Origin of the sequence: Mumia sp. zg.B53 (genome assembly GCF_019550935.1) — a bacterium.
In the GTDB taxonomy this organism is placed as follows: Bacteria; Actinomycetota; Actinomycetes; order Propionibacteriales; family Nocardioidaceae; genus Mumia.
The window spans coordinates 1265587-1291177 of record NZ_JAHWCK010000001.1 but is presented as its reverse complement, the minus strand read 5'-3'; the positions used below and the strand labels follow the sequence as shown (position 1 = coordinate 1291177).

22 protein-coding genes and 1 pseudogene are annotated in these 25591 nt (G+C 71.9%); 14 read left to right on the top strand and 9 right to left on the bottom strand.

Translation table 11 applies throughout. The features are described from left to right. Positions 1-151 precede the first annotated feature (151 nt). The gene (locus KV102_RS06155) at positions 152-4810 is read right to left on the bottom strand and encodes a family 78 glycoside hydrolase catalytic domain (RefSeq protein WP_308290241.1); all 4659 of its coding nucleotides are present in this window, start codon (positions 4808-4810) and stop codon (positions 152-154) included. 198 nt (positions 4811-5008) lie between these two features. Between KV102_RS06155 and KV102_RS06150 the strand changes: the two genes are divergently transcribed. The 3 genes from KV102_RS06150 (at position 5009) to sigJ (ending at position 7761) form a co-directional block, all read left to right on the top strand. Further along, positions 5009-5998 carry a sigma-70 family RNA polymerase sigma factor gene (locus tag KV102_RS06150; protein ID WP_220345605.1) on the top strand — a complete coding sequence of 330 codons (990 nt, stop codon included), beginning with the start codon at positions 5009-5011 and terminating at the stop codon, positions 5996-5998. A gap of 72 nt (positions 5999-6070) precedes the next feature. Beyond that, on the top strand, positions 6071-6829 hold the full coding sequence (locus tag KV102_RS06145; protein WP_220345604.1) for an SDR family oxidoreductase: 759 nt from the start codon (positions 6071-6073) through the stop codon (positions 6827-6829). Beyond that, on the top strand, positions 6805-7761 hold the full coding sequence (gene sigJ, locus KV102_RS06140) for an RNA polymerase sigma factor SigJ (protein WP_308290240.1): 957 nt from the start codon (positions 6805-6807) through the stop codon (positions 7759-7761). The genes KV102_RS06145 and sigJ overlap by 25 nt, the downstream gene beginning before the upstream one ends. Before the next feature lie 2 nt (positions 7762-7763). Here sigJ and KV102_RS06135 read toward each other — a convergent pair whose 3' ends face one another. Next, the gene (locus KV102_RS06135; RefSeq protein ID WP_220345603.1) at positions 7764-8090 is read right to left on the bottom strand and encodes a hypothetical protein; all 327 of its coding nucleotides are present in this window, start codon (positions 8088-8090) and stop codon (positions 7764-7766) included. 275 nt (positions 8091-8365) lie between these two features. On the opposite strand from KV102_RS06135, the gene KV102_RS06130 reads away from it, so the two are divergent. Further along, entirely contained in the window at positions 8366-8968 is a 603-nt protein-coding gene (locus KV102_RS06130; RefSeq protein ID WP_220342645.1) for a TetR/AcrR family transcriptional regulator, read from the top strand. A 3-nt stretch (positions 8969-8971) separates the two neighbouring features. On the opposite strand, the gene KV102_RS06125 is transcribed toward KV102_RS06130, so the two are convergent. Then, positions 8972-9895, bottom strand: coding sequence for a DMT family transporter (locus KV102_RS06125; RefSeq protein WP_301022665.1), 924 nt, complete (start codon positions 9893-9895; stop codon positions 8972-8974). A gap of 105 nt (positions 9896-10000) precedes the next feature. Here KV102_RS06125 and nhaA point away from each other — a divergent pair, with 105 nt between their 5' ends. Beyond that, complete coding sequence (gene nhaA / locus KV102_RS06120) at positions 10001-11401, top strand: Na+/H+ antiporter NhaA (protein ID WP_220345602.1); 1401 nt, start codon at positions 10001-10003, stop codon at positions 11399-11401. Here the strand turns inward: nhaA and KV102_RS06115 are convergent. Beyond that, positions 11369-11923, bottom strand: coding sequence for a DsbA family protein (locus tag KV102_RS06115; RefSeq protein ID WP_220342643.1), 555 nt, complete (start codon positions 11921-11923; stop codon positions 11369-11371). The genes nhaA and KV102_RS06115 overlap by 33 nt on opposite strands. Before the next feature lie 81 nt (positions 11924-12004). Between KV102_RS06115 and KV102_RS06110 the strand changes: the two genes are divergently transcribed. The 4 genes from KV102_RS06110 to KV102_RS06095 are packed head-to-tail and all read left to right on the top strand — an operon-like array spanning position 12005 to position 14841. Beyond that, positions 12005-12355 (top strand): UBP-type zinc finger domain-containing protein, encoded by a 351-nt coding sequence (locus KV102_RS06110; protein WP_220342642.1) that lies wholly within the window; start codon positions 12005-12007, stop codon positions 12353-12355. A 38-nt stretch (positions 12356-12393) separates the two neighbouring features. After that, the gene (locus KV102_RS06105) at positions 12394-12558 is read left to right on the top strand and encodes a hypothetical protein (protein ID WP_220345601.1); all 165 of its coding nucleotides are present in this window, start codon (positions 12394-12396) and stop codon (positions 12556-12558) included. Positions 12559-12607: 49 nt separating this feature from the next. Next, on the top strand, positions 12608-13447 hold the full coding sequence (locus tag KV102_RS06100) for a PhzF family phenazine biosynthesis protein (RefSeq protein WP_220342640.1): 840 nt from the start codon (positions 12608-12610) through the stop codon (positions 13445-13447). After that, entirely contained in the window at positions 13444-14841 is a 1398-nt protein-coding gene (locus tag KV102_RS06095) for an FAD-binding oxidoreductase (RefSeq protein ID WP_308290239.1), read from the top strand. Before KV102_RS06100 ends, KV102_RS06095 begins: the two co-directional genes overlap by 4 nt. Here the strand turns inward: KV102_RS06095 and KV102_RS06090 are convergent. Next, complete coding sequence (locus tag KV102_RS06090; protein ID WP_220342639.1) at positions 14754-15329, bottom strand: hypothetical protein; 576 nt, start codon at positions 15327-15329, stop codon at positions 14754-14756. The two genes, KV102_RS06095 and KV102_RS06090, sit on opposite strands and share 88 nt — an antisense overlap. Positions 15330-15381: 52 nt before the next feature. After that, positions 15382-16311: a DNA-3-methyladenine glycosylase gene (locus KV102_RS06085; protein WP_255560567.1), complete on the bottom strand. Its 930-nt coding sequence runs from the start codon at positions 16309-16311 to the stop codon at positions 15382-15384. Positions 16312-16391: 80 nt separating this feature from the next. On the opposite strand from KV102_RS06085, the gene gluQRS reads away from it, so the two are divergent. The 3 genes from gluQRS to KV102_RS06070 all read left to right on the top strand — a co-directional run bounded on the left by gluQRS (position 16392) and on the right by KV102_RS06070 (position 19409). Continuing rightward, the gene (gluQRS, locus tag KV102_RS06080) at positions 16392-17282 is read left to right on the top strand and encodes a tRNA glutamyl-Q(34) synthetase GluQRS (RefSeq protein WP_220345600.1); all 891 of its coding nucleotides are present in this window, start codon (positions 16392-16394) and stop codon (positions 17280-17282) included. Between the two features lie 9 nt (positions 17283-17291). Continuing rightward, positions 17292-17831 (top strand): hypothetical protein, encoded by a 540-nt coding sequence (locus KV102_RS06075; protein ID WP_220342637.1) that lies wholly within the window; start codon positions 17292-17294, stop codon positions 17829-17831. 96 nt (positions 17832-17927) lie between these two features. Beyond that, on the top strand, positions 17928-19409 hold the full coding sequence (locus KV102_RS06070) for an NAD-dependent succinate-semialdehyde dehydrogenase (RefSeq protein ID WP_220345599.1): 1482 nt from the start codon (positions 17928-17930) through the stop codon (positions 19407-19409). Positions 19410-19544: 135 nt separating this feature from the next. Here KV102_RS06070 and KV102_RS06065 read toward each other — a convergent pair whose 3' ends face one another. Both KV102_RS06065 and KV102_RS19535 read right to left on the bottom strand, forming a co-directional pair. Then, the gene (locus tag KV102_RS06065; RefSeq protein WP_220345598.1) at positions 19545-19982 is read right to left on the bottom strand and encodes an SRPBCC family protein; all 438 of its coding nucleotides are present in this window, start codon (positions 19980-19982) and stop codon (positions 19545-19547) included. Further along, positions 19963-21624: an NAD(P)/FAD-dependent oxidoreductase gene (locus KV102_RS19535; RefSeq protein WP_220342634.1), complete on the bottom strand. Its 1662-nt coding sequence runs from the start codon at positions 21622-21624 to the stop codon at positions 19963-19965. Before KV102_RS19535 ends, KV102_RS06065 begins: the two co-directional genes overlap by 20 nt. A 121-nt stretch (positions 21625-21745) precedes the next feature. On the opposite strand from KV102_RS19535, the gene KV102_RS06055 reads away from it, so the two are divergent. After that, positions 21746-23194, top strand: a complete 1449-nt coding sequence (locus tag KV102_RS06055) for an FAD-dependent oxidoreductase (protein WP_220345597.1) — start codon at positions 21746-21748, stop codon at positions 23192-23194. Between the two features lie 109 nt (positions 23195-23303). Continuing rightward, positions 23304-23516: pseudogene (locus KV102_RS06050) on the top strand (VOC family protein); the annotation flags it as partial. A 16-nt stretch (positions 23517-23532) separates the two neighbouring features. Here KV102_RS06050 and KV102_RS06045 read toward each other — a convergent pair. Then, entirely contained in the window at positions 23533-25518 is a 1986-nt protein-coding gene (locus tag KV102_RS06045; RefSeq protein WP_255559825.1) for an ABC transporter ATP-binding protein, read from the bottom strand. Between the last annotated feature and the right edge of the window lie 73 nt (positions 25519-25591).

The window sequence follows — 25591 nt, the reverse complement described above, 5'->3', positions numbered from 1 at the left end:
GACCCGCGGGCCGAGGAGAGTGACCCGCGGGCCGAGGAGAGTGACCCGCGGGCCGAGGAGAGTGACCCGCGGGCCGAGGAGAGTGACCCGCGGGCCGAGGAGAGTGACCCGCGGGCCGAGGAGAGTGACCCGCGAGCGGGGTGCGGGGTGTCTACGAGACCGGGAGCGACCAGACGTCGGCGATCGACGGGTCGTAGTCGGCGCCGGTGTCCTGGAACCTCACGCGCACCGTGCCGTCTGCGGTGAGGTCGGGCCGGTCGACGAGCACCTGGTACGTCTGCGTGCCCTCGCCACCCTCCGTACGCCTCGCGTCGTGCGAGTGCACGACCACACCGTCCACGACGATGTCGTACGTCTTGCGGCGCGCCCCGTCGTACGTCTCGACGGCCCGCAGCACGAACGCCTTGCCCGCCGGCACGTCGAGGTCCATCTCGAACCAGCCCCCCGGGTACGACGAGTGCGTGTAGCGGCGGGTCAGTCCGGCTTCGACGTTCGTGCCGCTGTTCGGCGACGCGGTCAGGCCGTGCGCCTGCTCCGACGCGGAGAGGCCCACGTCGACGTGGTCGACGGCACCGGGCGGCGGCGTCGTCAACGTCACGCCGAGGGTCGCCGCCGCCTTCTGCGACTCCGTCGCTCCCGTCGAGGCGGTGAGTGTCAGCGGGCCTCCGACGACCGTCGTCGGAACCGTCACCGTCACCGGCACGTCCGCCGTGGCGCCGGCCGGCACCGTGTACGACGTCGGTGCCGGCGAGGTCACCCCGGGGCCTGACACCGTCAGCTCGCCCGAGGCCGGCCGCGTGCTGTGGTTGCGGACGACCGCCGTCACCGTCACCTCGTCGCCTGCGGTCGCGGCCTGTGGCGCCACGGCCGCGGAGTCGAGCGTGAGCGTGGGGGAGACGACGACGTCGGCGGAGACCGGGAGCGTGGCCCTGCCCCAGCTCTGGCGGTACGACACCGTGCCCGTCAGTGTCTCCGCACCGATCGGAGAGCCGTCAGGCACGACCACGTCGTACAGGTGGGTGACCGTCGTCCCGGCAGCGACCGTGGCCGGCCGCGCCCCGACCGGCTCCACTGTCCAGCCCGATGCCGAGCGCAGCGCGCTCGTCACGTTCGGCAGGGACTTCGTGCCGGTGTTCTGCAACGTCACCGCGACCCGTACGGTGTCGCCCGCCAGGTGGACCGGGCCCCGCGGCTCGGCCTTGGCGACCGCCCCGACGATGACGCCCGACGCGGCCGAGAGATGCCCGTCGATGCGCGCGAGCGTCGCCTTCAGCGACGCGGCGGTCGGTGTGTCGACCAGCCGCAGCACGCGCTGCAGGTCAACCCACAGCTCGAGCGCCGACACGGTGGCGAGCCCCTGGTGAGTTCGCGTTGCCGCCGTGTCACGGTCGCCCTCGGCGCGAGCCGCGCGAGCCTGCTCGACCTGGCGGTCCAGCGTGGCGACCTCGGCCTGCAGGTGCCGCTTCAGCAGCCGCGTCAGCAGGCCCTTCGTCGCCAGCGCGTCGACCTGCCCGGCCAGCACGTCCACGTCCGCGGCCGCCTCACCCAGCTCGCCGAGCGCGCGGTCGATGCCGAAGCGGTAGTCGCCCGACCCCACCTCGTACACGGCGTGCCCGTCCTCGTACGCGACGAACCGCACCCCGTCGGCCGACTCCGCGGCACCACCGCCCTCGGTCACCGCCCAGCGGCCTGGTGCCGGGATCCGGATCTCCGCCGTCGTGTTCGCCGGCACGGACACCTCGAGATCGAGCCCGCCGCTGACCTTCTTCCACGCGCTGCGGACCGGTCCGTAGCGCGTCTCGACCGCAAACGTCACGTGGTCGATGCCCTCGCCCGGCTCCGGCGCGACCAGCACCTTGCGGTAGCCCGGCTCGAGCTCGGAGACCCCGGCCATCGTCCGGTACATCCACTCGCCGACAGCGCCGTACGCGTAGTGGTTGAACGAGTTCATGCCGACGTCGTTGAAGGTGCCGTCGGGGTTGATCGAGTTCCAGCGCTCCCAGATCGTGGTCGCGCCCTTGCCGATCTCGTACCCCCAGGAGGGGTAGTCCTCGTTCTGCAGGAGCCGGTACGCGATGTCGGTGCGGCCCGCCTTCGTCAGCGCCGGCAGCAGTCCGTCGACCCCGAGGAAGCCGGTCGAGAGGTGGTAGTCGCGGCGCTCGAGCGTCTCGACGAACTGGTCGACCACCGCGTCGAGCCGGTCGGCCGGTGCCAGGTCGTTGATGATCGTGAGGATGTACGAGGTCTGGCTGTCGCCCTTCACCGTCCCGTCGGCGGCGACGAAGGCGTCCTGGTACGCAGCGCGGATCGCCTCGTACCGTGCCTGGTAGGCCGCAGCGTCCGCGTCGTTGCCGATCGCCTCAGCCATCTGGGCGAACTCGCGGGTGCTCTTCGCGACGAAGGCGGTGTCCAGCACGTCGGCCGGCGTCGGGTCGTCGAGGTTGAGCCAGTCGAGGTATCCGCCGGCCGACCGGATGTGGTTGGTCGAGTCGGCGTCGAGGAAGTCGACGTACTTCTTCATCATCGTGTAGTTGTCGCGGATCACCTCGGTGTCTCCGTACGCCCGCCACAGCGTCCACGGCACGTGCACGCCGGCGTCCATCCACCCCGCCGACTCGTACCCGCCGTCGAACCGTCCGGGCACGATCGGCGCGACGCCCGGCAGCGACCCGTTGGCGCGCTGGGTGTCGCGGAGGTCCTGGAGCCACTTGTCCAGGAACGTCTGCGCGTCCATGTCGTAGACCGCCGTGCGGGCGAACACGTTGATATCACCGGTCCACCCCATCCGCTCGTCGCGAGCCGGGGTGTCGGTCGGGATCGAGAGGAAGTTGCCCCGCATGCCCCAGACGATGTTGCGGTGGAGCTGGTCGACGAGGTCGGAGGAGGTGTCGAGCTCGGAGGTGAGCTCTCCGTCGGTGCCCACGACGACACCCACGACGTCCTCGGCGTCCGGCGCTTCATCGACGCCGGTGACCTCGACGTAGCGGAATCCGTGGAACGTGAACGCGGGCTCGTACGTCTCGGGGCCGTCGGAGCCGAGCGTGTAGTAGTCGGTCGCCTTCGCGCTGCGGAGGTTGGCGGTGTAGAGGGTGCCGTCGGGATTGAGCACCTCGCCGTGACGGATCCGGACCGTGTCGCCCTTGTCGCCGTCGAGGGTCAGGCGGACGTGGCCGACCATGTTCTGGCCGAGGTCGTAGAGGTGGGCACCGTCGGTCGGAGAGTCGATCCGGCGGGTCTCGGTGAGCTCCTGGGTCACGCGGACCGGCGGCGCGGTCTGCGGCTCGAGCGTGTCCACCGGCTCGTCGCGGACGACCACGTCGGTCCAGCCCTCGGGCTCGTACGACGGCTCGTCCCAGTCACCGAGGGCATCGGCACGCCGCCGGTCGAAGGTCTCTCCGTCGAGCAGGTCGGCCGCGCGCACAGGGCCGTCGGTCGCGTTCCAGGAGCCGTCGGTCGCGACCGTGGTCGAGGTGCCGTCGGTGAAGTCGACCACGAGCTGGGCGATCAGGGAGGTGTCGGTGCCGTACGTGTTGGGGCCGAACATCGCGATGTTGCCGGTGTACCAGCCGCGGGAGAGCTCGGCCCCGAAGGCGTTGTCGCCGGAGCGGACGAGGTCGGTGACGTCGTACGTCTGGTGGTCGATGCGCTTGTCGTACGCGGTCCAGCCGGGGGCGAGCTCGTGGTCGCCGACACGCTCGCCGTTGAGGTGCAGGCGGTAGACGCCGCGCGCGGACGCGTAGACGCGCGCACGCTCCACCTCTTTGCCCGCCAGGTCGAACTCCTTGCGGAGCAGGGGGACGGGATCGTCGCGTCGCAGCCACACCTCGGGGCCGGCGGCGTCGACCCTGAGCGTGCCGTCGGCGACCGTGCCGGCAGAGAAGGTGCGGTCGCCAGCGGGGAAGGTGGTGTCGACGAGCGTGGTGCCGTCGTCGGAGGTGACCACCACGTCGTGCACCAGCCCGGTCTCGGGTGCGCTGGTGCGGAAGCCGAGGGCGCCGGCGCCGGTGAAGGTTGCGTCGGTGCGCTCGTCGAGCAGCGCCCCGTCCACCGAGGTCCTGATCGTCGTGCCGTCGACCTCGACGCGGTAGCGGTGCTCGGCCGCGAAGTCGAAGCCGGCAGGGAACGGCGTCGCCGGGAGGACTCGGTATCCGCCGTCCTTGACGTGCGGTCGCAGCGACTTCTCCGCCTCGCTGATCTGCCACATGTAGGCGTGTTCGGTGTCGCGGCCGCGGAAGTAGACGCCGAGGGCGCCGGAGATACGCGAGGCCGTGAACTCGATCGTGTAGTCCGTCCAGTGCGCGCCCAGCTCTGGGCGGGCGGCGCCGACCCACGCGGCCTTCCAGTCCGAGGCCGTGAGGAGACCGGTCTCGAACGTGGCGGGGTCGCTCCACGACGACGCCGCGCCCGTGTCGTCCCAGACCCGGACCGACCACACGTAGCCGGTGCCGGAGGCCAGAGCAGGCCCGCCGTACGGCACCTCGACGGACTGGCGGGACTCGACCTTGCCGCTGTCCCACACGTCGGGGTCGCTCAGCCGCGCTTCGCTGCGCGCCACGCGGACCTGGTAGGCGCTCTGGGTGACGCCGCGGCGGTCCGCGTCGAGCTGCCAGCCCAGGCGTGGTTTCCTGCCGTCGATCCCGAGCGGGTTCTCCGTTCCGTTGACCCGGAGCGCGCCGACCGTCGGCGGAGCGGACGACGCGGTGGCGGCGGTGGAGGCTGAGGCGTCGATCGTGGCGGCGGCGGGCGTCTGGAGGCCGAGCAGGAGTGCGGCTGCGGCGACGAGAACGAGAGGGCGGGGTGGGATCACCACGGTGGCTCCTTCGCTGGAAGCGTTTGGAACGTTTCAACAGACGCTAGAGTGACGTAGGTCACTCCGCTAGCCCTGTGACCGGTTCCGGCCACGGGCGCCCGGCAACCGGCTGACAACTCGCTCGTCCGAGAACTGTCAGTTGCGTACGTTTTCCTGTGGGTGTGGCGGTGGGAAACTGCTGCGGATGGGGGAGGGACCATGACGGCCATTGCAACGACCGAGCTCGAGCTCGAGACCTATCGCCGGGAGCTGACCGGCTACTGCTACCGCATGCTGGGCTCTGCGTTCGATGCCGAGGACGCCGTCCAGGAGACGATGGTTCGCGCCTGGCGAAGCCTCGACAAGTTCGAGGGCCGATCGTCCCTGCGGTCCTGGCTCTACCGGATCGCGACCAACGTCTGCATGGACATCCTCGGCTCCGGCCAGCGGCGCGCCCGCCCGATGGACCTCTCCGCGACCGCCTGGCAGCCGGTCGTCCACTCGCTCGCGGCGCAGCGCGCCAACGAGGCGTGGATGGAGCCGATGCTCGACGAGCGCATCCTCCCCGACTCGGCCGACCCCGCGGAGGTGGCGGCAGGCCGTGAGTCGATCAGACTCGCGTTCGTGGCGGCTCTGCAGCATCTGCCGCCGCGTCAGCGTGCGGTGCTGGTGCTCCGTGAGGTGCTCCGGTGGAGGGCTGCCGAGGTCGCCGACCTCCTCGACACGTCGGTCGCCTCCGTCAACAGCGCGCTCCAGCGGGCCCGGGCGACCTTGAGCACGGTGCGGTCGACGTCCGGAGACACCTACGACGAGCTCGACGCCGATCAGCAGGAGCTTCTCGCGAAGTACGTCGCCGCGTTCGAGGCGTACGACATGGACACCTTCGTGTCCCTGTTGAGAGAGGACGCCACGCAGAGCATGCCCCCTTTTGTCATGTGGCTCCAGGGACGGGAGGACATCCGGACGTGGATGGAGGGGCCCGGCAAGGAGTGTCTGGGATCTCGCGTGGAGCCGATGAGTGTCAACGGCGCTCCAGCGCTGGCGCAGTGGCGGCCCGCGCCCGAGGGCGGGTTCGTCCCGTGGTCGATCACTGTCCTCGACGTCCAGGGCGGCGAGGTCACGAACATCTCGACCTTCCTGGACACCCGCCTGTTCCCGTTGCTCGGACTCCCGGGGACGCCCCCGGAGCGACCGTACGAGGTCCCATAACGCCACATGTCACACCGGCGCCCGCTGCGCCGTCCCCTCAGTAGGAGCACTTCCACAGCGAAGGGGACGACAATGAGGGTCGCAGTCATCGGGGGGACGGGCACGCTGGGCAGCGTGGTGGTCGCCGCGTTGCAGGCGCGCGGTCACGAGGTGCGGCGGGCGAGCCGCAGCAGCGCGAGTCATCCGGTGGACCTGAGCACCGGAGCGGGTCTGCGCGAGGTGCTCGACGGGTGCGCGGCGGTCGTGGACGCGAGCAACGGGTTCGGCTCCAAGGCAGCGCAGGCGGTCCTGATCGACGGATCCCGGCGTCTCCTGGAGGTGGAGAGCGCGGTCGGGGTAGCCCACCACGTGGTGGTCTCCATCGTCGGCTGCGACAAGGTCCAGAACGCGGGCGGATTCGGGTACTACCGGGCCAAGGTCGAGCAGGAGGAGGTCGTACGGACGGGGCCCGTCCCGTGGACGCTCGTGCGGGCGACCCAGTTCCACGACCTCCTCGACACGCTGTTCGCCGGCGCCGCCAAGGTCGGGATCCGCCCCTCCGTGGAGGCGCCCCTGCAACCGGTCGACGTCGGCGACGTCGCTCACGCGATCGCCGACGCCGTCGACTCGGGCCCGCTGGGTCGCACGCTCGCGGTCGCCGGCCCGCAGGTGGCATCTCTGCGAGATCTTGGTCGGACATGGTCCGTGGCAACCGGTCGCCGACGCCTCCCGGTGCGTGTGCCCGCGTGGGGGCCGCTGCGCGAGGTCGGAGCCGGGGCGCTGGTCGACGACGACCCCGACGTGCGAGGGATGACCACGTTCGCCTCGTGGCTGAAGGCGCGGTACGCATGATCGACGACGTGCGCCCTCCCGGCGGCGAGACCACCGCCGACGAGCTCCTCGCCGTGGGGTTCGAGGAGCACCGGGCGCACCTGGAGCGGGTGGCCTACGCCGTCACCGGCTCCCGTGCGGCTGCCGAGGACTGTGTCCAGGAGTCCTGGCTGCGGCTCCAGCGGGCCGACCACGGAGCGATCCGAGACCTGCGCGCGTGGCTCACGACCACCGTGGGACACCTCGCGCTCGACCAGCTCGGGAGCGCCCAGGCCCGGCGCGAGCGTTACGTCGGCACGTGGCTGCCGGAGCCCGTCGTGGAGCCGCTCCCGCCGCTCGCCGCCGCCTCTCGCGCGATCGACCCAGCCGACCGGGTGACCCTCGACGAGTCGGTCAGCATGGCCCTGCTCGTCGTCCTCGAGCAGCTGACACCGGCGCAGCGGGTGGCCTATCTGTTCCACGACGTCTTCGGGATGTCCTTCGACGAGGTGGCCCGTGTTGTCGGTCGGACCCCGGCAGCGGTGCGGCAGCTCGCGGCGCGGGCGCGCAAGGACGTCCGCGAGGGTGCCCCGAGGGCGAACCCGTCGGTCCGCGAGCAGCGCGAGGTCGTCGAGGCCTTCATCGCCGCCTGCGCCGGGGGTGACCTGGCGGCGTTGGTCAGCGTGCTCGATCCGGACGTCGTGATGCGCTCGGACGGCGGGGGCAATGTGCCCGCCCCTCGTGCCGCGCAGCACGGGGCCGTGCAGGTGGCCCGCATCATGCTCGGGTTCCTGCGGCGACCGCCGCGCGAGGTGCGTCCGGCCCTCGTGAACGGCGGCTACGGCATCGTCATGTGCGACTCGACGGGCACCTGGTCGGTCACGTCGTTCACGGTGGTCGACGGCCTCGTCGCGGCCATCGACATCGTCCGCAACCCCGACAAGCTGGGAGACCTGGCGCGTCCTGACCGGTGAGATCAGTGCGTCAGCAGAGCCCGGGCTCGGCACCGCCAGCCGGCACGCTCGACGCGCTGTGCCGGTCGCTGGGCGCGCTGTGCCGGTCGCGAGGCGCCGACCCAGCGAGACGGAAGGTCGACACCCGCCGTGCTCCGGGCACGCCGACGGTGGTCGGCGTGGGCGCGCGCGAGCACCTCGTGGTCGGCGTACGCGTCGAGCAGCGCGGCGGTTCCGTCGAGAACCTGAGCGGTCGCGCCAGACGCGCTCGACGGCGGCCTGGTCGCCGTACCCGCCCTGCTCGAGCAGGTGGTCGAGGCGTGCCTCGAAGGTGCGGACCCAGTGCGCATGGGCGGCGAGCAGGAGGGAGTCGAGCGAGCCGAACGTCTCCGACCGGGCGCGGCGCACGGCAGCCGGCAGCGCGGTGGGGTCCTGGCTGATGGTTTCGGTGAGCGCGTGGAGGGCGCGCTGGCGCCGCGTGGTCTGCTCCCACGCGGAGCGGTCGATCGTCGAGGTGGTCATCGGAGTCCTCTCGTCCCGGGGCCTCGAGCCGGTTCGACAGACGCGGAGTCTCTGACCTGCGTCCTGTCGGTCACATACACAGTGTATGTCATATGCTGGGAGTATGCCACGCCCCCGCAGCAGACGCGAGCAGTACTCCGAGGAGACACGTGAGGCGTTGCTCACGACGGCGACCTCGATGTTCGTCGAGCGCGGGTTCACCAAGACGGCCCTCTCCGAGGTCGCGTCGGCGGCGCAGGTCACGCGCGGCGCGGTCTATCACCACTTCAAGGACAAGCAGGACCTCTACCGCGCCGTGCTGGAGCGGACGGAGACCGAAGGGCTGGGCGCAGCCCGCGATGCCTTCCTCGCCCACGAGGACCCTGTTGCGGGCGCGTTCGCCGCGATGAGCGCCTATCTCGACCACGCCACGAACTCCGACTACGCCGAGATCGTGCTCCGGCAAGGCCCCATCGCGCTGGGCTGGGAGCAGTGGAAGGCGTGCGAGGAGGAGTACGCCGCAGGGCTGATCGAGCAGATCGTGACCCGCCTGGTCTCCTCCGGGCGCATCCCGGCCCTCCCGATCGAGACCACCTCGTCGGTGGCGTTCACGATGCTCGGGGGGTGCGCGATGACGATCGCCGCGGCGTCGCCCGACGACCGCCCTCGCGTCCGGGAGGAGTGCGGCGAGGTCCTGAGCCGACTGGTCCGCGGCCTGCTGGTCTGACGGTCACCGCCGGCGGAGGCGGGTGACGGCCACTCCCACCAGGCACAGCACTCCGCCGGCGAATCCGAGAAGGGTGGGCACCTCGGCGAGGAACAGCCAGGAGAGACCGATCGCGATCGCCGGCACCAGATAGGTGGTGGCGCTGGCGGGACCGGCACCGACGCGGCGGAGCGCGTACGCCCAGACCGTGAACGCGAGAGCGGTGGGGAAGAGCCCGAGGTAGACGACACCGAGGATCGCGCTGGTGGGCGCGTCGGCGGTCTCCTCCACCAGCTGCCCGACGAAGGGCAGGCACGTCACGACACCGATGACGCAGCCGAGCCAGGTCACCGTGAGCGGGCTGACCGTGCCCATGACCGGCTTCTGGAGCAGCACGCCCGCCGCGTACAGCACGGCCGCGAGGACGCAGAGGACGACCCCGACCAGGTCGTTGCGGGAGCCGTCACCGCCGAGCGCGATCAGCGTGACGCCGGCGAACCCGATCGCCAGGCCGATCACCAGGGTCTTGGGGAACCCCTCGCCGAGGAAGAGGCCGGCGATCACGGCGATGAGGATCGGGCCGAGCTGGACGAGCATCGCGGCGGTGCCCGCGTCGACGTGCTGCTCCCCGGCGTTGAGCGCGACGTTGTAGGCGCCGAACCACAGCACGCCGTAGCCGGCGATCAACCAGGCCGTGCGCCCCCGCGGCAGGCGCTCGCGTCGGGCCGACAGCTGCCGCGGGACGAAGAGCACCGAGAGTGCGATCGCCGCCACGGCCAGCCGACCGAGCGAGAGGGCACCGGGAGAGTAGCTCTCGCCGATCGCACGGATGCCGACGAACGCCGACGCCCAGAGGAGGACGGTGACGCCGAGCGCGGCGAAGGACAGGTCTCGCCCGGCGGGGACGGTGGTGCCGGGCTGGCCGGTGCCGGTGGTCGAGGTAGTCACCGCTCGACAATAAGGATCAGGTACGACAGAACACCACGCGATTCCTGCCGATCCCGCGTACGGATCGCGCCACCCACCAACCGGCGGTCTGGCACGCTGATGTCCGTGACCGACCCGATTCCCACCGGTGTCCCCACTCGTCCAGGACCGCGGCCGCGCGTCGTGGTGCCGTACCCGCGCCTGACCCCCGGGCTCCGTCGCTACTTCGCGACCGAGGGTGGGGGCGCCACGCTCCTGCTGGCCGCGTCGGCCGCCGCGCTGGTCTGGGCCAACCTTCCGGGCGAGTCGTACGAGCACCTCTGGGAGACCGCGACGACCCTCGAGGTGGGGAGCTGGGGCGTGCACCTGTCCCTGCACCACTGGGTCAACGACGCCTTGATGGCGATCTTCTTCCTCGTCGTCGGACTCGAGGTCAACCGAGAGCTGACCGTCGGCGAGCTGCGCAGCTTCCGTGCCGCGTCGGTCCCGCTGTTCGCCGCGGTCGGAGGTCTTGTCGTCCCGATCGCTCTCTATCTCCTCATCGCGCCCTCGGGGCCGGACTCGGCGGGCTGGGGCGTCCCGATGTCGACCGACACCGCGTTCGTGATCGGCGTGCTCGCCCTCGTCGGCCCGCGGTGCCCCGACCAGCTGCGGGTCTTCCTCCTCACGCTCGCGATCTTCGACGACATCGGCGCGATCGCGCTCCTCGGCGCGTTCTACGCCGACGACCTGTCGATCAAGGCGCTCGTGCTGAGCGGTGTCCTCGTCGCGGTCCTGTTCGGGATGCGGTGGGTCGGCATCTGGCAGATCCCCCCGTACATCCTCGTCGGCATCGGGCTCTGGGTCACCGTCCTCGAGTCGGGCCTGCACCCGACCCTCGCGGGTGTCCTGGTCGGCCTGTCGGTCCCGACCCGACGGCGCGGTCGCGAGGACGAGGTCAGGCGCTACCTGGGGTTCTACGGTCGTGCGCTGATCGAGGACCTCGAGTCGTCGCGGTCGCGCCTGGCCGTCACCGCCGTACGCTCGGCCATCCCCACCAGCGACCGGCTGCTCGACGCGCTCCACCCGCTCAGCTCGTACCTGATCGTGCCGTTGTTCGGTCTGGCCAACGCAGGCGTGGTTCTGACCGGCGGCGCGATCGGCGACGCCATGAGCAGCCCGATCACGCTCGGTGTGGTCGCCGGCCTGCTCGTCGGCAAGGTCGTCGGCGTCACCCTCGGGGCGTTCGTCGCGCTCCGCACCGGGCTCGGGTCGCTTCCCGGGCGCGTCCAGTACGGGCACGTGGTCGGCGGCGCCTTCCTCTGCGGCATCGGCTTCACCATCGCGCTGTTCGTCAGCGAGCTCGCCTTCGACGACGAGGCGCTGCGCAACGAGGCCAAGGTCGGCATCCTCCTCGGGTCCTTGACCGCAGGGCTGGTCGGAGCGCTGGTGCTGCGCTACTTCGGCGACCGCCTGCCGTTGTGCTCTCCCGACGAGGCCGATGGGCCGCCTCCGCTACCGGAGGGGCCGTGGCGCGCGCCGGCGTGACAGCCCGACGGCTTCGCGGAGGTCCTTGACGGTGACCGCGTCGGTGTACGGCTCTCCGTTGACGAACAGCGTGGGGGTCCCGTGCACCCCTGCCTCGATGCCCTCGACGTAGTCGGCGCGGACCGCACTGGCGTAGGCCTGCGCCGCGTCACCGACGAGCTGGTCGGTGTCGAGGTCGAGCTGCTTCCCGTACCGGACGATCGAGGCGTCGTCGAGACTGTTCTGGTTCTTGAACAGCAGACCGGCCATCGGCCAGAACGCTCCTTGGTTGCCGGCGGCCTCCGCGGCCAACGCGGCGGTGAGCGCGAACGGGTGCACCGTGAACAGCGGGAAATGGCGCCAGATCAGGCGAACCTGGCCCTCGGAGCCCTCGATCAGGTCGTGCAGCACCGGCTTGGCCGCCCCGCAGTAGGGGCACTCGAAGTCCCCGAACTCCACGATCGTGAACGGCGCCTCAGGGTTGCCGTACGACCAGCGGAAGGCGAACTCGTTGTCGTGCTCGCGCTCCTCCTCGTCAGCCATGGCTCCATCGTGGCACGGGCTTCGACAGGTGGCGGGCGACCGGGCGACGTAGCCTGTGACGGGACCCGAAGGGGGGCTGCCATGACGGACGGCATCGACGTGAGCGTGCCACCGAGCGGACCTGGGTGCGCGGAGTGCGACGCGGCCGACCCGCAGGGGTGGTGGTTCCACCTGAGGCGCTGCGCCCAGTGCGGGCACGTCGGCTGCTGCGACTCCTCGCCGGCCGCGCACGCCACGGCCCACTGGAAAGCCACCGGGCACCGCTATGTCCAGTCGTACGAGCCGGGCGAGGACTGGTTCTACGACTACGAGGAGGAGTCGATCCTCACCGGCCCCCAGCTGGCGCCGCCGACCTCGCACCCGGACGACCAGCCGTCCCCGGGACCCGCCGGCCGGGTGCCTCGCGACTGGATGATGCACGTCCCGCGCTGAGCGGTGACGATGTCGGGACGCGGTCCTACGCTCTCCCCATGACCGACACGACCGAGGACCGTGACATCGCGTGGGCCCGCGGGCGGACCGACGAGCTCGGCGACCTCTTGCGGACCAGTGGCCAGATCGGCGACGAGGTCCCGGTCGGGCCCGAGGCGTCCGGGACCGAGCGGCTGGTCGCCTTCCTGGGTCGCCGGTCCTAGGTTGTCGTCCGACCGTGGCGCCGACCTGGTCCGGGCTAGCGTGACCTCCATGCCTGACGTGCTGCGCTACACCGCGTTCTCCGACCACCCGGCGGGCGGCAATCCCGCTGGCGTCGTGCTCGACGCTGCTGGGATGACCGAGTCGGAGATGCTCGCGACGGCGGCCGAGGTCGGCTACTCAGAGACGGCGTTCCTCGTGCCCCGTGACGAGGGCGGGCGGGTCTACGACGTCCGCTACTTCGCCCCCGAGGCGGAGGTCCCGTTCTGCGGGCACGCGACCATCGCGTCCGCCGTCGCGGTGGCCGAGCGCGCGGGTGCCGGTGCGCTCACCATGCACACGCCGGCCGGGACGATCGACGTGGACACGGTCGAACGCGACGGTCGGCTGTGGGCGACGCTGACCAGCGTGGACCCGCAGGTCGTCCCGGCCGACACGTCCCTCGTCGCCGAGGTGCTCGACGCGCTCGGATGGGCTCGCGACGACCTCGACCCCCGCTATCCGGTCTCGTGCGCCAACGCCGGCGTCTGGCACCTCGTCCTCGTCACCCGCACCCGCGAGCGGCTCGCACGACTGTCGTACGACTTCGACCAGCTCCGCGACGTCATGGAGCGGTCTCGGCTCACCACCCTCCAGCTCGTCTGGCCCGACCACTACGACACCTACCAGTCGCGCAATCCTTTCCCGGTCGGTGGTGTGGTCGAGGACCCTGCCACCGGAGCGGCCGCAGCTGCCTTCGGGGCCTACCTTGCTCACCACGGCCTCGCCTCGCCGGCCGCGTCGTTCACCATCGAGCAGGGTGTCGACATGGGCCGGCCGAGCCTCATCCATGTGACCCTGAGCAGCGACTCGCCGCGCGTGCGGGTCAGCGGCAAGGCCGTCGCGCTGTGAGCGACGCACCCCTGGTCAACGGTGCGGTCTCGTACTGGATGAGCGAGCTCGGCCGTACCAAGCCCACCCGTCCGCCGCTCGGGGGCGACCACCGGGTCGATGTCGCGATCGTGGGCGGGGGTTTCACCGGACTCTGGACCGCCTACTACCTCGCGCAGGCCGAGCCGACCCTGCGGATCGCGGTGCTCGAGCGCGAGGTCTGCGGCTACGGTGCGTCGGGTCGCAACGGTGGCTGGCTCACGTCGGCGATGGCGGGCTCGCGGGAGGTGTACGCCGCAGCCCGTGGCCGCGAGGGCGTCGTGGCGCTCAGCGAGGCGATGAAGGCGACGGTCGACGAGGTGATCGCCGTCGCAGCCTCCGAGGGCATCGACGCCGACGTGGTCAAGGGTGGCGAGCTCACCGTCGCCTGCAACGCGGCGCAGGACGAGCGGCTCCGGGCCGACCACGCGTACGCCGAGTCCTGGGGCGACCACGACCACGAGCTGCTGGACGCCGGCGACGTCGCCGCCCGGGTCGCCGTCGCCGAGGCGGTCAGCGGCCTCTGGACCCCGCACTGCGCACGCCTCCACCCCGCCAAGCTGGTCACCGGGCTGGCCGCCGCGGTCGAGCGCCTGGGCGTCGAGGTGTACGAGGGCACCGCGGTGACCGCGATCGAGCCGCGTCGCGTCCGGTTCCGGAGCGGGTCGGCGACGGGCACCGTCGCCGCGACGTACGTCGTGCGGGCGACCGAGGGCTTCACCGCTTCCCTGCCAGGGCTGCGGCGCACCTGGCTCCCGATGAACTCCGCGATGGTCGTCACCGAGCCGCTGGGCGCGGCCGTCTGGGACACCATCGGCTGGTCGGGCTACGAGACGGTCGGCGACCAGGCCCACGCCTACATGTACGCCCAGCGGACGGCCGACGACCGGATCGCGATCGGCGGTCGCGGCGTGCCGTACCGCTATGGCTCGCGCACCGACCACGACGGCGCGACCCAGCGCGCGACCATCGACAGCCTTCGTGACGTGCTCGCGCGGCGCTTCCCCGCAGCCGCCGGCGCTCGTCTGGACCATGCCTGGGCGGGGGTGCTCGGGGTCCCGCGCGACTGGTGCGCGACGGTCACGCTCGACCGTACGACCGGGCTGGCGGCCGCGGGCGGCTACACCGGGCACGGGGTGGCGACCACGAACCTGGCCGGGCGGACGCTGCGCGACCTCGTCCTCGGCGAGGAGAGCGCCCTGACGGCGCTGCCGTGGGTCGGTCACCGCACCCGGCGCTGGGAGCCCGAGCCGCTGCGGTGGCTGGGGGTGCAGGCGATGTACGCGGCCTATCGTGCGGCGGATCGCCGCGAGGACTCGCGAGGCGGGCGGACGTCGCGGATCGCCCGGCTCGCCGATGCCGTCAGCGGCCGGTGAGACAGCACCGCGCGCCTGAAGGCGCTGCGGGCGAAGACGGGTGTGCGGACGGGCTCGGGGGTCGTGGTGGTGGCCTCGCGCCTGCGCCGAGCCGCGGCGTCGTGCCGACCGAGCGCCAGACCGACGGTGGAACAACCCCACGCCCCGACGACCAGCCCGGGTGAGAGCACCAGGAGGTCGTCGCGGAGCAGCGTCACGTCGGTGCCTCCAGCGGCGATCGCGCTCGCGGCCCACTGCCAGGTGACGCAGACGACGGCGGACACGACGCCGACGCAGGCCCACAGGGGGTAGGGCTTGGGGAGCCCTCGCCGCCCGTCGCGGAGCGCGACGGCTCCGGCCGTCGCGAACCACACCGCTGTGGTCACGACCGCGGATGCGATCGTCGCGTCGGGGGTGCCGCCGACCAGGAGCCCGACGGTCCGTCCGAGGACGATCCAGACTCCCAGCAGCACGACAACCCGGAGCGCGACGTCCCCCGAACGTCGCATGAGGACATCATGACCCGAGTCGGCTGATACGGCACGAGAGCGACCGATCCGGTCAGCGGCGCCGGTGATCCATCAGGGTCAGGCGAGGGCCGCGGCGCGGACGGCGGAGCACCCCGTCGGCGTACAGCAGGTTGATCACCCGGCCCCGGTGGCCGCGCCAGGGCTCCAGGATCTCGAGCATCGCCGCGTCGTCGACCGGCTCGCCGACGAAGGCCCAGCCGACGTCCTTGGCCAGGTTGTAGTCGCCGACCGAGACGGCGTCGGGGTCACCGAGACGCTGCCTCACCTCGGCGCTGGTCCACACGCCGATGCCCGGGAGCGACCGCAGCCCCGCCGACACCTCGGCGTACGACCGGTCGACGAGCCGCTCGACGGCCGTGGCCCGCTGCGCGGCCTGCACGACGGTGCGGGACCGTGCAGGGTCGACTCCGGCGCGGTGCCACGCCCACGAGGGGAGCGCGCGCCACTGCTCGGGCGCGAGCGGGACGACCATCGGGACCGGGGTAGGCCCGGGGGCGGGCTCGCCGTGAGCGCGGAGCAGACGCCGCCAGGCTGCGTACGCGTCGACGGAGGGCACCCGCTGCTCGAGGATCGCGGGGACGAGCGTCTCGAAGATCCGGCGCTGGGTGGGCAGGCGGAGGCCCGGGTGACGCTGCAGAGCACGCGCGACGAGCGGGATGCGCGGCTCGAACCCCGACCAGTCGTCTTGGTGGCCGAGCAGCCCGGGGACCTCGTCCAGCAGCTCGTCGGTGCCGTCGCCCCAGGCGTCGACGGTGATCTCTCCGGCGACCTCGGCGACCCGGTAGGTGACCGGGCCGGACCGCATGCGCCCCGCTCGCCACACCGCACCGTCCGAGGCGACGTGGTGCGCCGGGTCGTACGGCCCCTTGCCGAGCCTGCCCAGCGTCCAGCGCACGTCGACCGCGCCGGCAGGACGCCAGGTGCGCGAGGCGCCGGAGCGAAGTGCGGGAGAGGTCGTCACCCTTCGATCGTGACACGTGCCCCCGACTCTCCTGCGTAGGATGCCGTCCTGATGAGTGGAACTCTCTGCCTGGCGCACCCATGAACGGCCGCTACGCCCCGAGCCCGTCGGGTGACCTCCACGTCGGCAACCTGCGGACCGCGATGCTCGCGTGGATGTTCGCCCGCTCGACCGGTCGGGGCTTCCGGATGCGGGTGGAGGACCTCGACCGGGTCCGCCCAGGAGCCCAGGAGCGGCAGCTCGCCGACCTCGCTGCGCTCGGCATCGACTGGGACCCCCCGGTGGTCCTCCAGTCGTCACGGCAGGCGGACTACGCGGACGCCGTCGCGACGCTCGCCGCGCGGGGACTGACCTACGAGTGCTTCTGCACGCGCCGCGAGATCGCCGAGGCTGCGTCGGCCCCGCACGGCGTCCCGGGCCACTACCCGGGGACGTGCCGACGGCTGAGCGACGCCGAGCGTGAGGCCCGCCGCTCGCAGCGCCCCGCGGCGCTCAGGCTCGCGTCGGACGTCGACGAGTTCGCCGTCCACGACGTCCTCCACGGCACCGTCACCGGGCCGGTCGACGACCTCGTCCTGGTCCGCAACGACGGTGTGGCGGCGTACAACCTGGCAGTCGTCGTCGACGACGCCGCGATGGACGTCGACCAGGTCGTGCGGGGCGACGACCTGCTCACGTCGGCGCCTCGGCAGGCCTACCTGGCGACGCTCCTCGGCATCACGCCGCCGGAGTACGCCCACGTCCCGCTCGCGCTCAACACCGAGGGCAAGCGACTGGCCAAGCGCGACGGCGCCGTGACCCTCGCAGACCTCGAGGCGCTGGGGTGGACGTCGGCCGACCTGGTCGCGGTGATCGCGGACTCGTTGGGGATGTCCGCGCGCAGCGCCGCGGGGATGCTGGCCGAGTTCGACCCCGCCGCGCTGCCCCGTACCCCGTGGGTCTTCGTCCCACCCGAGGCTCCGGCTGCTTGACTCGGAGGCGTGCTCGACGCCTACTTCCGCGAGACGCCGCTGTCCGGCATCGGCGTCGTGCTGGCGCTGCTCCTCGCCACCACGCTGGCGGCGGTGGCGCTCCGGACGGGGACCGTCTCGCCGCTGCGGGTCTGGTTGTACGCCGCCGCGCTGGGATCGTACGCCGCCGTCACGATGATGCCGGGCGCACTCGACCAGGGCTGGCGCTGGGTCAGCCCGTTGGGTCTGCACGTCGACCCGCCACGGTGGGATGCCCTGCTGACCGGGATCGACTCCCGCTCGCTCAACGTCTGGGCCGGGCTAGCGCTAGGAGCCTCGGCCGTGCTGCTCTCGCTGGAGCTGCGCCAATGGTGGCCGTCGCTCGTCGTCCTCGCCGCCCCGTGGCTCGTGGAGTGGTGGCAGGCGGTCATGCCCACCGCCCGCGACGGGTTGTCGGGTGAGGACGTGGGGGACAACCTCTACGGGATCGCGGTCGGGGCCGTGATCGGTCTGCTCCTCCACGCGGGGCTGGTGCTGGTCGAGCGTCGAGCGGGTACCCACGACGTGTAACGGTCTGGTCGGCGCGGGCGACATCTCGCCCCGTGCACCGGCGGGGCCGTCGCGAGAGGATCGTCGGGAACGCCGCGTACGTACGAGGAGGTCACCATGCCGGTGAACGGTGGAGTTCTGCAGGGTCGCGAGTCCGAGGTCGTCGCCGGGGTGCATCCCCAGCTCTTCATCGGCGGCAAGTGGCGTGACGCCGAGGGCCAGAAGACCTTCGCCGTCGAGGACCCGTCCACCGGCGAGACGATCGCGCACGTCGCCGACGCGTCGGTCGCCGACGGGCGGGCCGCGCTCGACGCCGCGGTGGCGGCACAGTCCGACTGGGCCAGGACGCCGCCGCGAGAGCGCGGCGAGATCCTCCGCAAGGCTTTCGAGCTGATCACCGCCCGCGCCGACGACCTCGCGCTGCTGATGACGCTGGAGATGGGCAAGCCGCTGTCGGAGTCCAAGGCCGAGATCGCGTACGGCGCGGAGTTCTTCCGCTGGTTCTCCGAGGAGGCCGTACGGATCAACGGCCGCTACGCCGTCGCGCCCAACGGTGCGACGCGTCTGCTGACCCTCAAGCAGCCGGTCGGCCCGTGCCTGATGATCACGCCGTGGAACTTCCCCCTCGCGATGGGGACCCGCAAGATCGGTCCGGCGATCGCCGCCGGTTGCACGATGGTCGTCAAGCCGGCCGGGCTCACGCCGCTGACGATGCTCGCGCTCGCCGACCTCCTCACCGAGGCAGGGCTGCCGGAGGGCGTCCTGAACGTCGTGACCACGAGCTCGACCAGCGAGGTGATGGAGCCGCTGATCCGCGACCCGCGCCTGCGCAAGCTCACGTTCACCGGGTCGACGCCGGTGGGCCGCAAGCTCATCGAGCAGAGCGCCGAAGGCATCCTGCGGGTGTCGATGGAGCTCGGCGGCAACGCGCCCTTCCTCGTCTTCGAGGACGCCGATCTCGACAAGGCCGTGGACGGTGCGATGCTCGCCAAGATGCGCAACGTGGGTGAGGCCTGCACCGCGGCCAACCGCTTCCTCGTCCACGAGTCCGTCGCCGACGAGTTCGGCCGCCGGCTCGCCGAGCGGATGGGCGCGATGAGCATCGGGCGCGGCTCGGAGGACGGCGTCGAGGTCGGTCCGCTGGTGGAGGGGAAGGCGCGCGACAAGGTCGCCGAGCTGGTCTCCGACGCCGTCGAGACCGGCGCGACCGTGCTCACCGGCGGCGAGGTCCCGGACGGGCCGGGCTATTTCTACCCGCCCACCGTCCTCGCCGGAGTCAGCCCGGACGCCCAGGTCTTCCGCGAGGAGATCTTCGGACCCGTCGCGCCGGTCTTCACGTTCTCCTCCGACGAGGAGGCGATCCGGATGGCGAACGACACGGAGTACGGCCTCGTCGCGTACGCGTTCACGGAGAGCCTCGCGCGCGCCGTACGGGTCTATGAGGGTCTCGAGACCGGGATGGTCGGGATCAACCAGGGCGTCGTCTCCAACCCCGCCGCGCCGTTCGGGGGCGTGAAGGCCTCCGGCTTCGGCCGTGAGGGTGGCGCGGAGGGCATCGACGAGTACCTCGAGGCGAAGTACGTGGGCCTCGCGCTCTAGGGCCCGCCCGCGCCCATTTCCCCCGCCCCCATTTCCCCCGCCCCCGCCCCCGATTTGTGCAGTTGGTGAAGGTCTCGCGTCGAAGAACCCTGACCGACTGCACAAATCGGGGACGGGACGGACGGGACCGGTCGGCTAGAGGTGGCGGCCCTCGGCGAGGAACGCCAGCCGACGGAGCGACTCACGGTTGCGCGCCTGGAGGCCGAGGGACTCCACGGGCTTCGGAAGGAGCTTCGCAGGCCCGCTGACGGTGTGCTCCTCCATCTCGACCGTCGTCGTCGCCCCGTTGTCCTCGAGCGTGAGACGGACGACGCCCTCGCCGAGCGGCCACGCGCGGACGCGGAGCTCGAGCCGCCGTCCCGGATCGCAGGCGATGACGCTCGTGGTGTCGTCGATGAGCATCGGCCACGTCCCGACCGAGTGGTGGATCTTGGTGCCCGGCTCGGGGAACCCGTCGTCGACCCGACGGATGCGGGAGGCGCCGACGACCCATCCGGCATAGGTCCAGCCGTCGGCGAGGACGGCGAAGACCTGGTCGGCGGGGGCGGCGATCTCACGTGAGACGACGGTCATCAGGTGCTCCTTCTCGAAGGGTGGGGACATCTCCGCGGCGCAGACGGGCGACGAGCGGACGCGCGCGGCGGAGCAGGGCAGGTTCGGCGAGCACGGCGCGGGCCGCGTTCGCCCCGGGGGCTCCGTGCACACCGCCGCCGGGGTGGGCCGACGCCGAGGCCAGGAACAGACCGGGCACCGGGGTCGAGGCTCGACCGTTGCCCGGGACGGGACGGAAGACGAGCTGTTGGTGGATCGCGGAGGTGCCGCCGTTGATGGCACCCCCGACGAGGTTCGCGTCCCGAGCCTCGAGCTCGCGCGGACCGAGGACCCGTCGAGCGACGATCCGGCTCGCGAGGTCCGGGGCATGGGCCTCGAGCCGGCGTTGCATCCGATCGGCGAAGCGCTCGACCTCGTCGCGGTCCCAGCGACCCGTGATGCGGTCACCGCCGGCGTCGTGCCGGACGTCCTGGGGCACGTGCGCGTAAGCCCAGAGGGCCTCGGTCCCCGCCGGGGAGCGGGTCGGGTCGGCGGTGGTCATCTGGCCGACGAGGACGAACGGCTCGCCGGGCACGGTGTGCGCGTTGATCTGCGCGGTCGTCTCGGCGATCTCGCTCACGGAGTCGGCGAGATGGACTGTGCCGGGCGGGGCGTCCGGCGGCGACGACCAGGGCACCGGGCCGTCGAGCGCCCAGTCGACCTTGATCGTCCCCGGGTCGAGCTGGAACCGCTGCATCCGACGGCGCAGGCGCGCGGGGAGCTCGGCCTCCGGGATCAGGTCGCCGTACAGCGACGAGGCCACGACGTCGGCCACGACCGCACGTCGGGCGGTGACGACCTCGCCGTCCGCGACCCGGACGCCGACCGCTCGTCCGTCACGGAGCAGGACACGGTCGACGCGCGAGGAGGTACGGATGTCGCCCCCCAGGGAGGCGAACCGCCGTGCCAGCGCCGCCGAGAGCCGGCCGGCCCCACCCCGAGGCACCGGGAACCCGACGGTCTGCCCCAGCATCGTCATGAGGAGACCCATCAACCCCGAGCCGGCGGCGTCGGCGGGGATGTCGGCGTGCGCGGCGTTGCCGGCGATCAGCAGGCCCGCGCCTGGACCCTCGAAGCCGTCGCTGCCGAGGGCGGCCGCGGGCTCCAGCAGACGGCGTACGTAGTCGATCCCTCCGACCGAGCGCAGCGCCCACAACGTCCTGGCCCCGGCACGCAGCGGCGGGAACGGCGTCGTCAGGGCGTCGACCATCGCGTCGCCGACGTGACGCCAATCGTCGACCCAGGCGCGCCAGCGGTCGCCGTCGCCGGAGCCGAGCGCCTCGAGGGACCGGGCGGTCGCGTCGACGTCACGGTGCAGCATCGCCCACGAGCCGTCAGGGAGCGGGTGCCCGAGGACGGCGGGCGCGTGGCTCCACTCCAGACCGTGCCTCTCGAGGCCGAGCCCGCCGATCGCGCCCGACGCCGCCGCGAGGGGATAGAACGAGCTGAACGTGTCGTGCTCGTAGTCGGGGTGCACGTCGCGCGCGCTGCGCACGGCTCCACCCACCTCCGGCTGCGCCTCGAGGACGACCACGTCGAGTCCCGCGTCGGCGAGGAGGTTCGCCGCCACGAGACCGTTCGGCCCGGCCCCGACGACGACCGCGTCGTACTCGGTCGTGGCCACGTGAACTCCCTCTCGGATCCGGTAGACGGCCCCCCGGCGGTACCCCTGGAGGGCGGTCTGAAACCCCGCGTGTCCTGCGCGAGGCTGGGTACCGGTGAGCCCGACGGAAGGAACGAACCCGATGCACTCCTGGTGGTACGACCAGAACCCTGACCGCCCGACCTACTCCCCGCTGAGCGAGGACCTCTCGTGCGACGTCGTCGTCGTGGGCGCGGGCCTGGTCGGGGCCACGACCGCGCTCGCGCTCGCTCGCGCCGGAACCTCGGTCGTCGTGCTCGAAGGGCGCACCGTCGCTGCCGGGACGACAGGGGGTACGACCGGCAAGGTGAGCCTCCTCCAGGGCTCGCGCCTCTCGACGCTCCAGCGGCACCACCCCGAGCGCCTCCGGGGCTACGTCGAGGCCAACCGCTCCGGCCAGGAGTGGATCCGAGCGTTCTGCCAGAGCAGCGGTCTGCCGTACGACGTCCGCGACGCGGTGACGTACGCGACCACCGCGCACGGCGAGAGCCAGCTGCGGCGCGAGCACGAGGCGTGCGTGGAGGCAGGACTGCCGGTGGTGTGGGAGGACAGCCTCGAGCTCCCGTACGAGGTGCGAGGCGCGATCCGGCTCGCCGGGCAGGGGCAGATCGATGCCGTCGCGGTCACCGACCGCATCATGGCCGATGCCGTCGAGGCGGGGGCGCGGCTCTTCGAGCAGACCCGTGTCCTTCGCGTGGACGGCGGTGAGAGGCCCCGGGTCCGGACCGAGCACGCGACGGTCGACGCGCGCCACGTCGTCCTCGCCACCGGGATACCGATCCTCGACCGTGGCGGCTTCTTCGCCCGCCTCTCCCCGGAGCGGTCGTACGCCGCCGCCTTCCGCACCGACGGTCCCGCGGTGGACGCGATGCACCTGTCGATCGACACTCCGACCCGCTCCCTGCGGACGTCGACGCCCGACGAGTCGGTGCTCGTCGTCGGCGGCAACGGGCACACCACCGGGCGCGCCCGGTCCGAGGCGCAGAAGGTCGACGACCTCGTCGCCTGGTCCCAGAGCACCTTCGGCGTGGGGGACCCGCTGGCCACGTGGTCGGCGCAGGACTACGCGCCCGCCTCCGGTCTGCCCTACGTCGGCAAGCTGCTGCCGAACCGCGGGGCGGTCCACGTCGCGACCGGCTTCAACAAGTGGGGGTTGGCGATGGGTGCGGCCGCGGGCCTCGCCCTCGCCGGTGACCTCTTGGGCGAGACGCCCTCGTGGCGCGACGCTGTCAGATCCTGGCGCCGACCCGCGCTGCGTGATGCGGCGAAGGCGGCTGAGCTCAACGCGTCGGTCGGTGTGGAGATGGGCAAGGGATGGGTCTCGGCCGCGGTGACGCGCGACGGCGCCCCGCCGTCGGTCGGCGGGGTGCCGCCCTGCGCGGACTCCGGTAACGGCGCGCCGGTCTCGGCGGTCTGCACCCACCTCGGCGGGATCGTGGAGTGGAACGACGCCGAGCGGTCCTGGGACTGCCCCCTGCACGGGTCGCGGTTCGCCGAGGACGGCTCGGTCATCGAGGGTCCGGCGACCCGTCCGCTCAAGCCGTGCCGGTGAGTTCCGCACGCTGAGCCGGTCAGCACCGGGAGGGGTCCGGACGTGACCCCGCAAGGAGGGCGACCATGACGCTGGCGGCGGCGACACGCTCGTCTACCCCAAGGGCGACCAGCACCAGCCGGCGTCGTTCACCATCTTGAACTTCCCGGTGCCCGACATCGAGACGGCCGTGGACACCCTCGCCGGGCGCGGTGTGTCGTTCGAGAGGTACGAGGGCACGCCCATGGCCACCGATGCCACGGGCATCTTCCGTGGAGGAGGACCACTCATCGCGTGGTTCACCGACCCCGCGGGCAACGTGCTCTCGGTGATCCAGCAGTAGCCAGACGCGAGGCAGGTCAGAGCGGGACGTCGGCGCGGACGTGGTCCTCACGGTCGTGGAAGACCGCGCCGTCGCGGAACACGACACCGTCGCGGAAGCGGCCCTCGATCTCGCCGCCGCCGAACTGCTCGACGTAGAGCCGCGAGTACAGCCCGCCCTCGGCGAGCAGCTCGGCGTGTGTGCCCTGCTCCACCAGCCGGCCCTCCTCGAGCCCGAAGATGACGTCGGCGTTCTGGATCGTCGACAACCGGTGCGCGATCGCGATCGTGGTGCGCCCGACGGTCGCGCGCTCGAGAGCGTCCTGGACGAGGCGCTCGGTCTCGGTGTCGAGCGCCGACGTCGCCTCGTCGAGGATGAGGACCCTGGGGTTCATCAGGAACACTCGCGCGATCGCGATCCGCTGCTTCTCGCCCCCTGACAGCCGGTAGCCGCGCTCACCGGTCACCGTCTGGTAGCCCTCGGCGAAGCTCATGATCCGGTCGTGGATGTTGGCGTCGCGCGCAGCCTGCTCGACCTCCTCCGGCGTCGCGCCCTCCTTGGCGTACGCGATGTTGTCGTAGACGGTGCCGTGGAAGAGGTACGGCTCCTGCGTCACCATCCCGGCCGTGGTCGCCAGCGAGTGCTCGGTCGCGTCGCGGACGTCGACGCCGTCGATGAGGACGGCGCCGTCGGTCACGTCGTAGAAGCGGGGTACGAGGTACGTCATGGTGGTCTTGCCCGATCCCGACGGCCCCACGATGGCCGCGAGCTGACCCGGCTCGACCGTCAGCGAGACGTCCTGCAACGTCCAGCGCTCCTCCGTCACGGGGTCCTGGTCGTCGGTGCCGCGGGGCTGCTGGATGCCCACGAGCCGCGGTGGCGGGTAGCGGAACCACACGCCGCGGAACTCGACGCGTCCTCCCTCTCCGGTGTCGGGAAGCGGCCGGGCGTCGGGCCGCTCGACGATCGCCGGCTCCAGGTCGAGGTACTCGAAGATCCGTCGGAACAGCGCGAGCGACGTCTGGACGTCGAGGGTGACGCGCATGAGCTGGATCAGGGGCATCTGCAGCCGGGCTTGCAGCGTGGTGAACGCGACGAGGGTGCCCGCCGTCAGCGCGGCGCCGGAGGAGTCCAGCCGCCCGGTCAGCATCAGGCCCGAGACAAGATAGATCAGGGCCGGTGTGATCGCGAAGAACGTCTGGACCATCGCGAAGAACGTCCGGCCCGTCATCGCGGCCCTGACCTGGAGGTGGGTCTGGCGGTGGTTCTCGTCGCGGTAGCGCAGCGTCTCGCTCTCGGCGCGGTTGAACACCTTGGCGAGGAGGATCCCGGAGACCGACAGCGCCTCCTCGGTGATCGCGGTCATCTCCGACAGCGACTCCTGGGTCTTGCGGGCGAGCCGTTGGCGCCGCCGCCCGACCCGCACCTGGATGACGACGAACACCGGCATCAGGATCAGCGTGATGATCGTGAGCTGCCAGGACAGGATCACCATCGCGACGAAGGCCGAGAGGACCGTGACGGCGTTCTGGAGGATGGTGGTCGCGGTGTCGGTCAGCACCGTCCGTACGCCGCTGACGTCGTTGGCCAGGCGCGACTGGATCGCCCCGGTCTTCGTCGCGGTGAAGAAGCCGAGCTCCATCGTCTGCAGGTGCGCGAACAGTCGTCCGCGCAGGTCCGCCATCGCGGAGTTGCCGATCGTCGACGTGAGATAGTTCTGGCCGATCGCGATCAGCGAGGTGACGACCGGGATCGCGCACAGCCCGGCGACCAGCCACCCGAGGAGCCCGAGGTCGGGGCCACCACCACCGGGCGGGAACAAGGCGTCGTCGAACACCGCCTTGGTCAGGAACGGCGCGAGCGAGGCCAGCACGGCGCCGGCGACGACGGCGAGGCCGACGAGCAGCATCTTGCGCTTGTACGGCGCGAGGAGGTGGGCGATCCGCGGCAGCACCCGCCCCGCGTCCTCCCGGGTGACGGCGCGGCGCGCGGCACGCGCCGTCTCCTCCATCGATGACGTCATGGGTCGAGCGTAGGTCGCATCCGGCGGGGCGAAGGTGTGACGGCTCCCCACGTGGGTACCTGGCGGAGGCAAC

What these genes read in the sequence shown, in the direction of transcription:
- KV102_RS06090 (WP_220342639.1), bottom strand. Translation starts at nt 15,329, where the DNA reads ATGCGACGTTCGGGGGACGTCGCGCTCCGGGTTGTCGTGCTGCTGGGA.
- KV102_RS06110 (WP_220342642.1), top strand. Translation starts at nt 12,005, where the DNA reads ATGACGGACGGCATCGACGTGAGCGTGCCACCGAGCGGACCTGGGTGC.
- KV102_RS06045 (WP_255559825.1), bottom strand. Translation starts at nt 25,518, where the DNA reads ATGACGTCATCGATGGAGGAGACGGCGCGTGCCGCGCGCCGCGCCGTC.
- KV102_RS06115 (WP_220342643.1), bottom strand. Translation starts at nt 11,923, where the DNA reads ATGGCTGACGAGGAGGAGCGCGAGCACGACAACGAGTTCGCCTTCCGC.
- gluQRS (WP_220345600.1), top strand. Translation starts at nt 16,392, where the DNA reads ATGAACGGCCGCTACGCCCCGAGCCCGTCGGGTGACCTCCACGTCGGC.
- KV102_RS06100 (WP_220342640.1), top strand. Translation starts at nt 12,608, where the DNA reads ATGCCTGACGTGCTGCGCTACACCGCGTTCTCCGACCACCCGGCGGGC.
- KV102_RS06150 (WP_220345605.1), top strand. Translation starts at nt 5,009, where the DNA reads ATGACGGCCATTGCAACGACCGAGCTCGAGCTCGAGACCTATCGCCGG.
- KV102_RS06070 (WP_220345599.1), top strand. Translation starts at nt 17,928, where the DNA reads ATGCCGGTGAACGGTGGAGTTCTGCAGGGTCGCGAGTCCGAGGTCGTC.
- KV102_RS06055 (WP_220345597.1), top strand. Translation starts at nt 21,746, where the DNA reads ATGCACTCCTGGTGGTACGACCAGAACCCTGACCGCCCGACCTACTCC.
- KV102_RS06135 (WP_220345603.1), bottom strand. Translation starts at nt 8,090, where the DNA reads ATGCGCACTGGGTCCGCACCTTCGAGGCACGCCTCGACCACCTGCTCG.
- KV102_RS06145 (WP_220345604.1), top strand. Translation starts at nt 6,071, where the DNA reads ATGAGGGTCGCAGTCATCGGGGGGACGGGCACGCTGGGCAGCGTGGTG.
- KV102_RS06065 (WP_220345598.1), bottom strand. Translation starts at nt 19,982, where the DNA reads ATGACCGTCGTCTCACGTGAGATCGCCGCCCCCGCCGACCAGGTCTTC.
- KV102_RS06130 (WP_220342645.1), top strand. Translation starts at nt 8,366, where the DNA reads ATGCCACGCCCCCGCAGCAGACGCGAGCAGTACTCCGAGGAGACACGT.
- KV102_RS06105 (WP_220345601.1), top strand. Translation starts at nt 12,394, where the DNA reads ATGACCGACACGACCGAGGACCGTGACATCGCGTGGGCCCGCGGGCGG.